The organism is Nitrospirota bacterium, assembly GCA_013388455.1.
Classification (GTDB): domain Bacteria; phylum Nitrospirota; class Thermodesulfovibrionia; order Thermodesulfovibrionales; family SM23-35; genus JACAFF01.
The window spans coordinates 1-13,512 of record JACAFF010000029.1; the positions used below are offsets into that span (position 1 = coordinate 1).

General features: G+C 34.5%; 9 protein-coding genes and 3 pseudogenes. 2 read left to right on the plus strand and 10 right to left on the minus strand.

The window, feature by feature from the left end:
* Positions 1–331: 331 nt before the first annotated feature.
* The 6 genes and pseudogenes from HXY53_06870 to HXY53_06895 form a co-directional block, all read right to left on the minus strand.
* A complete protein-coding gene (locus HXY53_06870) occupies positions 332–976 on the minus strand; it encodes a response regulator transcription factor (protein ID NWF76282.1) in 645 nt (214 codons plus the stop codon).
* A gap of 158 nt (positions 977–1,134) precedes the next feature.
* Positions 1,135–2,556: a HEAT repeat domain-containing protein gene (locus HXY53_06875; GenBank protein ID NWF76283.1), complete on the minus strand. Its 1,422-nt coding sequence runs from the start codon at positions 2,554–2,556 to the stop codon at positions 1,135–1,137.
* Positions 2,557–2,583: 27 nt separating this feature from the next.
* Positions 2,584–4,596: a tetratricopeptide repeat protein gene (locus HXY53_06880; protein ID NWF76284.1), complete on the minus strand. Its 2,013-nt coding sequence runs from the start codon at positions 4,594–4,596 to the stop codon at positions 2,584–2,586.
* A 1,460-nt stretch (positions 4,597–6,056) separates the two neighbouring features.
* A pseudogene (locus HXY53_06885) lies at positions 6,057–6,482 on the minus strand (FKBP-type peptidyl-prolyl cis-trans isomerase).
* A gap of 69 nt (positions 6,483–6,551) precedes the next feature.
* Positions 6,552–6,755, minus strand: a complete 204-nt coding sequence (locus HXY53_06890; protein NWF76285.1) for a hypothetical protein — start codon at positions 6,753–6,755, stop codon at positions 6,552–6,554.
* A 26-nt stretch (positions 6,756–6,781) separates the two neighbouring features.
* Positions 6,782–7,456, minus strand: coding sequence for a hypothetical protein (locus tag HXY53_06895; GenBank protein NWF76286.1), 675 nt, complete (start codon positions 7,454–7,456; stop codon positions 6,782–6,784).
* A 152-nt stretch (positions 7,457–7,608) separates the two neighbouring features.
* Between HXY53_06895 and HXY53_06900 the strand changes: the two genes are divergently transcribed.
* Both HXY53_06900 and HXY53_06905 read left to right on the plus strand, forming a co-directional pair.
* Positions 7,609–8,625 carry a hypothetical protein gene (locus tag HXY53_06900; GenBank protein NWF76287.1) on the plus strand — a complete coding sequence of 339 codons (1,017 nt, stop codon included), beginning with the start codon at positions 7,609–7,611 and terminating at the stop codon, positions 8,623–8,625.
* Positions 8,626–8,742: 117 nt separating this feature from the next.
* Entirely contained in the window at positions 8,743–10,758 is a 2,016-nt protein-coding gene (locus HXY53_06905) for a tetratricopeptide repeat protein (GenBank protein ID NWF76288.1), read from the plus strand.
* A 97-nt stretch (positions 10,759–10,855) separates the two neighbouring features.
* Here the strand turns inward: HXY53_06905 and HXY53_06910 are convergent, their stop codons facing one another.
* The 4 genes and pseudogenes from HXY53_06910 to HXY53_06925 form a co-directional block, all read right to left on the minus strand.
* On the minus strand, positions 10,856–11,266 hold the full coding sequence (locus HXY53_06910; protein ID NWF76289.1) for a hypothetical protein: 411 nt from the start codon (positions 11,264–11,266) through the stop codon (positions 10,856–10,858).
* Positions 11,267–11,343: 77 nt separating this feature from the next.
* A complete protein-coding gene (locus HXY53_06915) occupies positions 11,344–12,066 on the minus strand; it encodes a tetratricopeptide repeat protein (GenBank protein ID NWF76290.1) in 723 nt (240 codons plus the stop codon).
* Positions 12,067–12,300: 234 nt separating this feature from the next.
* Positions 12,301–12,708, minus strand: a pseudogene (locus tag HXY53_06920) (glycosyltransferase family 2 protein).
* Positions 12,700–13,068, minus strand: a pseudogene (locus tag HXY53_06925) (tetratricopeptide repeat protein). The pseudogenes HXY53_06920 and HXY53_06925 overlap by 9 nt, the downstream one beginning before the upstream one ends.
* Positions 13,069–13,512: the final 444 nt, after the last annotated feature.

Sequence of the window (13,512 nt, forward strand, 5' to 3'; positions counted from 1 at the left end):
GTTGATTGTCTGGATTTATAAAATAGAAGGGCTTCTGTTTCAGGGGAACTTAAGACTTTCAGATATGCGGTCACTTCTTATTTACCCCTCCCTTCCAAAGGAGTTCCTGAGCTTCATGCCCACCTTTGATAAACGCATACAAAAAATATATAAATAAATTTTTTTGGTGGGAACTTATTTATAATTAATAAAACATAATTTTATAATCTTTTCAATAGGGAAAAAGTTTGAATTTGTGTAAAAAAAAGTATTAAATAAAATATAATACTAAAGTTTACAAATATTCATTCTTTAGTTTAATAAAGGGTGGCATAAAAAAGCGATGACATATTTATTTATTGTATTTGGGTAATATCTTAAAAGAATAGAGTGCGAGCTGAAGTCGGTCTGCAACCCCGAGTTTTTTATATATTCTATTACAATGTGATTTTACTGTTTGCTCACTAATATTTAATTTCTGCGCTATTTCTCGATTTCTGAAACCCTGACAGATATGGAACATTATCTCTTTTTCTCTTTTTCCAAGAGGAGCATTGTTAGTTCGATGTATAGATGAGATTAAAGTCATTAATGTATGCCTATCAAGCCAGAGCTCGTCTGACACCACTGCCTTTAAAGCCTTTTTTAATAAATCTGAATCAGCACCAGGAGGTAGAATTCCCACAATTCCAGATGTTATAAAAGCCTTTAAATGTCTGTCTGCTAAAAATCTTAAAGACCTATCACCGATAAGTAGTATTCTGAGTCTATTTTCCTTAAAGAAATCTTCTGGAAGGCTATAAAGAATATTAAAATCAGTATTGTAATCAGATAGTATTACATCTGGTTTGAATTTTAAAATCTCTTTTAAATCAGAGATGAGATTGCCTATGTTAAAAATTTCTATTACATTTATTACTTTTTCTTCTTCAAGAAGTTTTTTTAATCCTTCTGAATAGAGGTAGTTACCGCAACCTATGGCAAGTCTAATTTTCATGCCTAATTACTTATTATTTTAACACTATGGAAGGGATAATTCCAATTGAAATTGCATATTTAACGACGAGATTGCTTCGTGGCTAAAGCCCCTTGCAATGACGAATAGAGAGGGTGTCATCGCGAGCGGAGCGTGGCGATCTCATCGTATAGCTTTTTTCACTTGTTAGTTTTACTTTTTATTTTTATTTCTTTAATTGCCCATTGAGCCAAATCACGTATATAACTGACATAGTCATTAAGCATAATATTCAATGGCTCGATAGCACGTTGATCTCCAATTTTAGCCAGAGCTCTTATTGCTTCAGCACGAAACATCCATGATTTATTATCATAGGCATCAAGTAATAGTGTGTTAATAATTGGTTCAACTGCTTTTGTGCTTTTAATGTTCCCGAGGATAATAACAGCGTTTATTTTGGCTGTAAAGTTATTCTGGCTCTTTATAATAGAAATAAGTGAATCAACAGCAGGTTCGCCGATTTCTGATAAAGCATTCATAGCAGACTCCTTCAGGCGGACCTGTTTGCCATTAATTATTTGAATAAGAGGTTCAACAGCTCGAGCATCACCAATTTTCCCTAATGCTATTATTGTTTCGACTTTTAACTTTTCAGCAGATAGGGGTTCTTCTTTTGATTCATATTTGAGTGAGTTAATAAGTGGTTCCACTGCTTGAGGTTCCTTTAACTCACCTAATATGGTGGCTGAAGATATTTTAGTAATAATATCATCATTATTATTAAGGGCATTAATAAGCGGTTCAACTGCTTCCTTCCCAATATCTCTCACAGCTTCTATAGCTTTTTTGCGAATATCAGGATTTTTATCTTTCATAGCAATTATCAAAAGCTCTGCGGTTCTTCTGTCTTTTTCTTGTTTTATTGCATCAACGACTATTTCTCTCACATCTTTATTTTCGTGTGTAATAAACTCAGAAAGCGAATCAACTCCTTTAGTCTCTTTTGTTAGATTGATTACTTTTTTAAGTGAATTAAGAGAAGCATCTTTAACACATGTTTTCTTATCATCGAGAGCGGAGATTAATGGAATAACTGCACGTTGGTCTCCTATTTCACCAAGTGCTTCAGCAGAATTTTTGCGGACATATGTGTCTTCATCTTTGAGTGATGTTATGAGCGTATCGACAGCAAGAGAATTTTTTATCTTGCCGAGTGCTTTAATTGAATTTCTTCTAACATCAACATTATTACTTTTTACAGCATTAATGAGTGGTTCAACCGCTAAATCGCCGATGTTTATTATTACTTTTAAAGCTTCTTTATCAACAGAAGAGGAAGATATTATTTTGTCATCCCGATGACATATGATGACTGATGTGTCAGAAAGCATTTTTATTAGTTCAGGTATGGCTGACTTTGCTTCTATCCCGATTACAGATAATTTCTGAACTGCTTCACAACGAGCAAGCGGGTCTTCTGAACGAAGGTTATCGATCTGTTTTCTTATGTCAGAGGAATTTTCAGTTTTAGTATTAAGTTGCCCGGCAGAGATGGGTAGATTGTTGATTAGTGTAAACCCAAAAAATGCAATAAAGATTATAGTTATCAGATATTTCATGGATTCTGTTTTTATATTATTATATTATCACCCTCTCTTGACAACACTTTCAATAAAATTCTCCAGAGCTTTAATGCATTCCATGTCATAATAAATTTTATATTTATTCTCAGCGATCTTATTTGAGATGCTTTTTCTCAATTCACAGTCATTGCCAATACGGACAGCTAAATCTATATATTCTTCAAGCGTAGAAGTAATGCATTCTTCTAAACCTATCATTTTCAAGATGGCAGAGCAATCACGACTTCTCATCAAATTTCCGGGAAAAGTAACAATTGGTAAATTAAAATTGATGGCTTCAATTGCTGAATTACAGCCAGACCATCCAATAGGATCGAGAAACACATCAGCGATTTGATAGAGTGAATTGTATCTATGATTATCAAGAAATGGAAGAAAAGTTATATAATCACTTGCGTGGAGATTTAATCTATCAAATGCCTTATAAAGCCTGAGTCGTAGTTGTTCGGTAATATATTCACTTTTAGGATGTTCTGAGAACAGGAATCGGCAATTGTTTACACGTTTTGCAATCAAGGGGAATATCTCATCATACTGTGGTAAAAATTTGTAAAGAGACTGACAGCAGTGATATAGCAAAGAATCATCAGGCAGATTGAAACTTTGTCGATTAATATTTGTTACTTGCGTTTCTAAAGGTGTTATGTAGGCTGAAAGATTCGGTAGTCGCACAAGTTTTTCAGTGTAATGGGTATCACCATCAGGTGGTTCCATTAGAGCACTGCTCAGGAAATAATCAATACTTGGAAGTCCTGTTGTCGTTGGATGACCCCATGAAACGCATTGCACAGGGGCGAGTCTTAGAGATGCCAGCTTTAAAGATAAAGGATCCATGCCAATTTCTGGATAGATTATAATGTGCAGGTTATCATTGCGAATTATTTGAGATAATTTTTCAAAGGAATTGTTTTTTAGAAATCTTTTACAGTATTTTGCAGCAGTTTTAGTCTCATCATCATCTTTTGTCCATGTATAGTATCCAAATAGCTCAAAACGTTCCTTATCGATTTTCTCCATCCATCCCTTAATAGGAATTTTCCATACAGAATGATTATAGAAATAACCTGATATGAATCCTATACGAATACGTTCTTGAATATCCGGCATTACAGGCTTTTCTGCAAGCTCAGGATAACGTGAGGACATTATGTTACAAATTAAATCTCCATAAAGTCTCTGGAGTTCGACATCATTCAATCCCTGGTAAGCTAAATAAAAAGGTTGAATTGTCCCGATCGCTACAGAAGCTTCTTCAATCCGGGAAGAATTTTTTGGGTATATCATATTTTTGAGTTCAATTAATTCGTTTTGATAATTTTTACGTGATGAAGATATACTTGATTCATCCTTGTGGATAATAGGAATTTGTGCAATAGAATGTGCAAATCTCGCAATAAAAGAATGAGGCCTTTGTTTGATTACTTTGTTGAGTGTGGCTAATGCTTCTTCCTGTTTTCCCTCTTCCATAAGTGCTGTCCCAAGATTAAAAAGGATTTCGGGAGATTCAGGTTTGGAATTTAGAGCTTTTTTATAATATTTAATAGCCTCTCTAATATTGCCAGTTTCCTGAAAAACAATTGCAAGATTACTATTTGCTTCGGGATGCTCCGCGTTAATTTTTAAAGCCTCCTGGAAACACTCGATAGCTTTATCAATTTGTATTTCATATTTGAAAAAGATAATGCCAAGATTTACCAATGCATCTGCCATATGTGGATTTAACTTCAATGCATTTTGGTACGATGATATTGCTTTATCAAAAAATCTTTTGCCCTGATATGCAAGACCAAGATTGTAATATGCATGGGCATCAGATTTTATTAGAATTGCTTTTTTTATGTATTCGATTGCTTTGTCATAATTACCGTATTGACAATATAACACTCCGAGGTAATGCAAGGCATAAAAGTTATCCGGTTCAGAAATTAATAATTCTTGATAAATATTTTCTGCCTCAATGAGTCTGCCTGCTTGATGATACTGGATTGCTTTTTTCAGAACATCGGAAGTTTCCATAGTGGTATATTATAAAAATATTTGGTTATATTACAAACTGATTGCTAATTGCTAAACGACGAGATTGCCACGTCGCCCGCCTTCGGCGGTCTCCTCGCAATGACTCATTAGGTTAATTTTCTGATTTCCTCCTCAACTCTCTCGATTATTGTCTTCCAGTCACCCAATGCAGGCTGTCTGAATAACCTCATGGTGGGATACCAGGGACTATCATCTCTATCCAGCATCCATCGCCAATCAGGAACAAAAGGAAGAAGAGTCCATACAGTTTTACCTAATGCCCCTGCAAGATGAGCTACTTCTGTATCTACTGATATAACTAAATCAAGATTTTGTATAAGAGCAGCAGTATCTGCAAAATCATTAAGTTCATCTGTATAGTCTAAGATCTTTTCACCGTCAGGGTGGCTTAATATTTGGTAAGAAGCTTCTCCTTTCTGTAGGCTATAAAAGTTAATATCAGTGATTTTCAATAATTGTGAGAGGACATCCAATGTACATGATCTATTATAATCTTTTCTCAATTCAGGGCTACCAGCCCATGTGAGCCCCACATTTAATTTGGAATTTTTTAGTATTCTGCCATGCCATTTCTGAACCAGTTCTGCATCAATTTTAATATAAGGTATTGGAGAAGGTATATCTTCAATGGTAGTATTGAATAGAAGCGGTAGACTCAAAAGGGGACAATAAAAATCAAAGTCGGGTAGTTGGGATTCTCTTAAAAAAATATCATTAACACCTTCAACCTTTTGTAATAAACTTATTAATTCCTTCTCACATTCAACAATAACCTTTGCCCCACGTTGAGCAATTAAGGGGACATAGCGGATAAATTGAATAGTATCTCCGAAGCCTTGTTCTGTATAAATCAGAATAGTTTTACCATTGATATCAGAACCATCCCATTGAGGTTTATCAAATGTTCGCTTTATTGCAAGATTACCTAATTTCCATCGCCATTCATATCCTTTCCATCCCTCTTTAAAATTTCCTGATAGAAGATTTAATAGTGCAATGTTCCAGTGTGCCTCAGCATATTCATTATCAATTGAAATCGCTTTTTTGTAATAATCCATAGCATTATTAAATTGCCCTTTCGCTAAATGGACATTGCCGAGATTGTAATACGCCATTGCATAATCTGGTTTGATTTTTATCGCAGTTTTAAAAGATTCTAAGGCTTCATCATATTGCCCCAATTCTTTATATGCTATTCCAAGATTCAGATGTGCTTTTGGATTTTCAGAATTTAGTGCAATGGCTTGTTGATAAGATAAGATTGCCTTATCGTGTTGCCCTAATTGCTGAAAGGCAACGCCCATATTGAAATGAGCCTCTGTGAAATCTGGATTAACTGATGTAGCTTTCTGATAATGTTGGACTGCTTCATCAAAAATACCTTTTTCTTGTAAAAACAATCCGAGTGCATAAAAAGATTCTGCACTCGGACCAACCTTGATAATATCTAATAATTCTATTTCAAAATTTAAATTCTTTCCAGCTAATGGATGGTTAGCATCCAGTGTTATCTCATTTTCTGCAACATTAGTTACAGTTATGACATCTTCGCCACCATCGTTTCGCTTTATTATTATTTTAAGACCAAGTTCAGGATTCATATCTTTTGGGAATTCTTCTCGCTTTATTACTTGAACTAATTCTTTTTTGTATTCTCCAAATGCTTCTGATGCAGGAACCGTATATATTTTCTTCTCTCCTATATTCATTCCAATGACTAATTTTTCAAAGAATGGAAGAAAACTGTTTTCACCTACTTTTAAAATGATAGGTTCTTTTCCAACAGAGCTGTCGTGAACAGTTCCGTCTTCAAATTTACATGTGAAGTGAAACTTTACCGTATCTCCAAATTTTACTGGTGCTATATGACCCTCCTTAGTTTATATGACATAATTCATTTTAAAACTGCAAAACCCCTTTTCTGTTAGGCAACATCAACCCTCAATATCGAATATAAGATCCCTTATCTCTTCTATCGCATCCTGAATTTGAACCGTATAGTCAAATAGATTTGGGGAATCCTCATCGTTTTCTTCAGTCTTTGGTGGTTCGTTTAATAAGGCGATAGCTAAATCTGAAGATTTTTTTATATCCTCGAAGTATTTGATGATCTCAGCTATTTTTGCACTATTTGCCATTTTTTCCCTCCTTTATTTTATAGTTATTATTGTTGTTTCCTTCTTTCGAAAAAGTCAAAAACATCCTGATCTATTTGTTTTCGCGAAGCTGGCCGAGTTGGTTGTTTTTCTATTTTAGCAGGTTGTGTAGTAGGTTGAGTAGATGTTGATGGTTGTGTTTGTGTAGAAGAGGTAGAGGCTGGCCCCTTATATTTTTTCCGCGATTCTGCTAAGTCTATTACAATCCTTTCTTCACCCCTCACCATTACAACTTTATCTGTTTCAATTTCTTTAAGAGTAAATCCACTTAAAGTATCACCCTGCCTCAGGGTGATTTGTCTTTTTCCTCTACCGGGTGTGCTGTAAGGTTCTTTTAAATCTTCAAGATAGGCTAAACTTAGGTTCTCTGATATCAATGTCCCATACAGCACAAACTCGGGTTTGGGAAGTGGTTTTTCTTCTTTTTTTTCAATCGGGATTTTTCTTTCGGGGTGGAATAAATTTAACTCGCCAATTATTAAGAAGTCAGATAAAGAAGGAAGGTCAGATGTAGAAGGTGTTTCTACTGATATCTGCTCTTTTGCCTTTGCTGAATGTGAATAGTTAATCTTAAAATTAGTCGATGAAAAAAATATGTAATTTGATAATGCTATGATAAAAACGATTAAGAGTATATTTATCAATGTAAAATTATGAATAGCAGTCCTCATCTTAATTTTCATCTTATTATTTAATCAAAATTATGCTAAAAAATGTATATAAATATTATAAATCATTGTTTATCAAAGCCCAAATCCAGTGATAAAAATCGTCATCGTGAGCGGAGCGTGGCGATCTCTCTGTCTGTAATTGCTTCGGGGCTACGCCACTCGCAATGACACATATAGTAAGGGATTACGTTGCTTATCGCTGGATTTGGGAATATAATGAAAAGGTCATGTTTAATAGACTTAATTACAATACTATTTATTCCCCTTATAAATTTCATGAGTCTCCTGAAACATATAATTTCATTGTTTGTTCGATGTTTACGCCTACAAATGACAAATATTTCCATTTAGCAGAGCGTCTAATCTTATCCTGTGAAAAATATTCTTTACCTTATGCAGTTTATAAAGTATCAAATGTGCATACATCTATTAACCTTCAAGGAACAGACTCTCCGCTATACACAAAGGCCAATTTTATCTTGTTTAATATGGAAAGATTTCCGATTAAAGATATTTTTTATGTAGATATTGATATGATTTTTTTGGATTATCCAGAAAAGATTATAGAAATAGACAATTCAGAAACGGATTTTGCTATATATAACTGGCTTAATGATATCCATAACGAGGCGTATATGCCAATTGTGCAGGATAAAGAAGGCAGAACCACCTTTTCTGAGTTTTATGTATATTCGCATAGTATTGACTATTACAGTAACGAACAATTGATATGTAGTGGTGGTGTGCAATATTATAAGAATAATCCGCAGGCTAAGAAATTATTGGAAATCTGGCAGAAGGTAATAGAGGAGAATTCAGGAGTGGCAGACGATGAGTGTCTTGATTTTGCGTTTAATAACCAGAGTGATGAGAATATAAAAATAAGAGCTAAATGGCTCAATAAATCATATCTACGTTTACCATGGTGGCCGCATATAAAGCCTGTTATACTTCATCCAGCGATACCTGTAGCTGGGGGACATAGAGTGAGTTTCCCGCAGGATAAAAAAAGAAAGAGATTTTATCCTGAAAAATGTCAGAGAAGAACTGTGCCATATTATTTCCCAGTCGATTATCTAATTGATACAAAGAGGCAATTGTTGCTTAAAGTTGATAATTCGACTGTTATTGATGTCAAGAAAATTCAACAGAATTTCTGGATTTATGAGGAGTTTTTATAAGTGTTAAGAAGAGATTGCTTCGTACCCCGAAATATTTTCGGGGTCTTCGCAATGACAGTCTTTTTTGTCATCGCGAGCGAAGCGTGGCAATCTCAAAATGGATACTTTTAGAAAATTATGATCGAACAGGTTATCGAAAGATATAACTCAGGTAATTTCAAAGAAGCAGAAGAGATTTGCAAGGAAATAATAAACACTCAACCACAAAACGCAGATGCCTTTCATTTTCTCGGTCTAATAAATTTTCAACTCAAAAATTATAATGAGGCAATAGAATATATTAAGAAGGCTTTAAATATTAACCCTCACTTTGCAGATGCGCACAACAATCTTGGAACAATATATTACAATCTTGGAAAGCTGGATAAAGCGTTTGAACATTATCAGAAGGCGGTGGAATTAAATCCATACTTTGCAGACGCATATAATAATATCGGCGTCATTTTACAGAGTATTGGTCAATTCCATGAGTCTATTTCATGTTTTCAAAAAACCCTCGAATTAGTTCCAGAACATGCACAAGCATATAATAATCTCGGCAATTCTCTGAGAGAAATAGGAGAATTCGAAAAGGCACTTGAGTGCTTTAATCATGCAATTTCGATCAAGCCAGACTATCTCCTGGCTTATTATAATAAAGGAAATGTTTTAGTTTATCTTGGCAGAACAGATGAAGCGATTGTTGCTTATGATGAAGCTTTAAAAATAGCTCCTAATTTTTTTACTGCAAGATGGGCTAAATGTATTTCCCAATTACCTTTTATTTATCCTGATGAGGCAAGCATTTATGTTTACCGTAAGAGGTATGAAGATGAGCTTTTGAAACTCAGGGATTCGATTTCACTTGAAACGCCTTATGAAATACACATGGCTTCAGAAGCTGTCGGGAGTCATCAGCCTTTTCTCCTGACATGTCAGGGCTTGAATGACAGAGATTTGCAAAAGCTTTATGGTGAGATCGTATGTAAAATCATGAGTAAAAGATACCGACAATTTACTGAAATGCCAGTTGCATTTACGAATTTGAATAATGAACAAATGAGAATTGGTATAGTCTCAGCGTTCTTCCATTATCATTCTGTCTGGAAAATTCCTTTAAAAGGATGGGTAGAAAATATTGATAAAAATAGATTTAAGCTTTATGGGTATTATACACGAAGGATTTATGATGAAGTTACTGAGATAGCAAAAAAACATTTTTATAAATTTGTTGAAAATATCTATTCATTTGAGGATTTATGTCAGATCATCCGAGATGACAATTTACATGCTTTAATTTATCCAGAAATTGGCATGGATACGATAACGCTGAGGCTTGCTACTTTGAGACTTGCTCCTGTTCAATGCACATCTCTGGGACATCCTGATACCACTGGGCTTCCGACAATTGATTACTATTTGAGCAGTAAATTGATGGAGCCGTTAGATGGAGATGAACATTACACAGAGAAGTTAATTCGATTGCCAAATTTAGGATTTTATTATTCACCAATAGATATTACATCTGAAAATGCAAATCGAGAAATGTTTGGACTAAACTCGGATTCGATTGTATACCTTTGCAGTCATGCCCTATTTACATATTTGCCTCAGTATGATGATATTTTCCCTCAGATTGCAAAAGAGGTGTATAACTCTAAGTTCGTATTTATTTCACAATTCGACATAAAGAATTTCGTCACAGAACAATTTATAATGCGGCTCAAAAAAGCATTTAGTTCTTACAAAAAGGAGTATGAAAAGCATGTTGTGTTTCTTCCACATCTTACCCCCGAAAGATATTTTTTGCTTAACTCTGTATCTGATATATTTTTAGATACTATAGGTTGGTCTGCCAATAATTCAACCTTTGAAGCTATCAACTGTAATCTTCCTGTAGTAACATTACCTGGAAAACTTATGAGACAACGTCATTCCGCAGGTATTCTTAGAATGATGGGGTTAACAGAGACCATTGCAAGTTCAGTCGGTGAATATGTTGAGGTTGCAGTTCGTCTGGGAAAGGATAAAAAATGGCGACAACAAATTTCTGAGAAGGTTAATGCAAATAAAAATAGACTTTATAGAGATAAAGAATGTATTAAGGCGCTTGAGGATTTCTTAGAAAATGCGGTCAAAAATGCAATTGGATGAGATTGCTTCGGGACTACGTCCCTCGCGATGACGGTTCTGAGATCGTTATTCCTATCCCAAAGGCATGTAGGTTCGCGATGAGAAAGAAGGATTTTTTTTAATAAAAAATCTCATATGTCCAATTTTTTTGTTTAAAAAAATCAGCAGCTCCTTTTGCTGTTCCATCGTAAGAATATTCTTTATCTCCAACGAGCACACTTAGACCCTTTAGTTCCTTTGTTTCAGGATTATAATATTGAAATTCGTAATTATCATTAAGGTATGCAATAACAGCCTCTAAATGATTAGGATCTACTAAAAAAGGGAGGAAACCAAAAGGCAAATACATAGCAGGCACTTTTTCTGCCATCACCAGAGCTTTTACTTTGATAATTTTTGAAGAATAAGAGACTATACATACTGGATCAATAGGTCCAACATACTCTTTGTTCATACTAAAGTAGAATTTATCAACATCTTTAATAATAGTTTTAAGTTTTTGAATCTGTTCAGTCATGTTAATTGACACTATATGTCCTCCTTGCAGTTTTTACTTAATATAGCATAAAGAAAAAACCAAAGAAAGAAGGTGATTTTATAAAAATGCTAATTTTCTTCTGTCAAAAGTTTTTCACATCTATCAAGCAAAATTGGAAAACGTTCATCCTGTGTTCCTGTATCTAAAGCAGTCTCAATTATAGAAATAGCATAATTCAAATTTCCTGCTTTAATCAGAAATTCAGCAAATTCATAAAGATAATTATCATAGGTCATTCTTTTTTTTAATAAAGAAAGATACTTTTTGGCATCATCTTTTTTATTTATGCAACAGTATACCAGCGCAAGCATCAACACAACCATTGGTAATTCTGGATATTTTGATAAAGTGTCTTTTAGAAGAGATATGCATTTTTCTGCTTTCCCGATGCAAATTGAACAGGCTGCGTAAAGAGGTATAAATTCTCTTCGTTCCTCAGGATTTTTTTCGAGTTTAAGTGCTGTTTCGAGTGAGTCTATAGCCTCTTGAAACTTTGACTGACGGTAGTAACTGTTCGCCAGACCAAAATATGCCTTTGGAAAATCTGGTTTTACCTCACTCAATTTTTTCCAGTATCCAAGGGCTTCATCAAACCTTTCGAGTTCAGAAGCCTGGACTGCTAATTCATAAAGTGCAATAAAGTCTTTCTCTCCACGCTCTGATAGTTTTAATTTGCCAAGGATATAATAATCTTCTCCTTTTGTAAAAATCTTATCTTTTTCGAGTTTTCCGTAATGATGGACAGGAATATCAATAATTATATTTTTAATACCTGCTTTTTGCATTGTCATTTCCACAAACTCATGGACAGGAAATTCAAACCTGATATGCGGATTATTAGGAAATATACGAACTTTGTCACTCGGAAACCAGCCTGATCCTGCTTCTTGTTTGATATAACTACCATCATTCGGTCTCCATCCGATAGTAGACACAGGCAGGACATAATTTCTCGATGTGATAGTAAATCCAGCAGATTTGTAAGCTGGAAGAGACAGTAATTTTCTTAAAACATCCTGATCAAAAGGTGCGATAACCTCATCAGCATCGAGCACAAGTATCCAATCTCCTGATGCTTTTGATATCGAATAATTTCTCGCTTCTGAAAAGTCACCTGTCCATGCAAAATCAAATACCTTTGCACCAAATGCCTTGGCTATGTTTTTTGTTCTGTCAGTAGAACCTGTGTCAACAACGATCATCTCATCAACAAGAGGCTTTATACTATGCAGACATTTGCCTATATATTTTTCTTCGTTTTTGACAATCATGCATAAAGATATAGTAGGTGAGTAACCGGAGATTACTTCGCCGCTTCGCTCCTCGCAATGACCCCCCTTTAATTCCTCCCTAACTAAGTCTTTCGGTCCTATTTTATTCCTTATCCCGAGAGCAATAGAAAGTGTATCATCATCTATTCCAAAAGCTACCATCGCATCTTCATAAATTTCCATGGCTTCTTCATATTTCTCTTGTTGCAAGAGAAGATCAACAAGCACGTATTTCAGTCTTCTATTAGATGGATAAAGGTCTATTGCTTCTTCAAATATTTTTTCAGCTCTTTCCTGTTGTGAAAGTGAAACAGCAACAGCGTGATAATTAATTGCAACATTTTCAACTGTTGGTGATAGGATAAAAGCTCGCTCGAAAAGATTAATTGCTTCTTCTTTATAATTTTTATACCATTTAATTGCACCTAAATTTGCGTATGCTTCTCCATAACTTCTGTCGAGATCGATTGCTTTAGTAAAAAACTTTTCTGCTTCATCAAATAATCCTTTGTTATAGTAAATAAGACCTTTTAGGTTCCAGGCTTTCGCATATTTATTATCTAAATTGATAGCTTCATCTGCATATTTTTCTGCTTTATCGTAAATGTTAATGCCGTTTTTACAGATGCTGGCAAGTTCAAACCATCTTGCGTCTTTTTTATGATTTGCTGACATTTTTTCAAGAATATCGTATGCTTCAATATATTTTCCATTTTCTGTCATATACATAACGAGAGCAAAATGTAGTCGTTCATCAAAAGGGGAATATTTCAATCCTTCATAAATAGTTTGAATAGCATTGTTTTTTTGTCCTTGCTGTGCGAGTTCATCAGCATAGCGTAATGAATTTAAAGTAATAAGTTTTTTCCTTGTTTCTTCATCAACATCGTTTGCGCTCCATTTATCAATGAAATGTTTTCTGTCAGCAGAAAGTATTTTGTTATAGGCAATGGTGTCTTCTCTGAT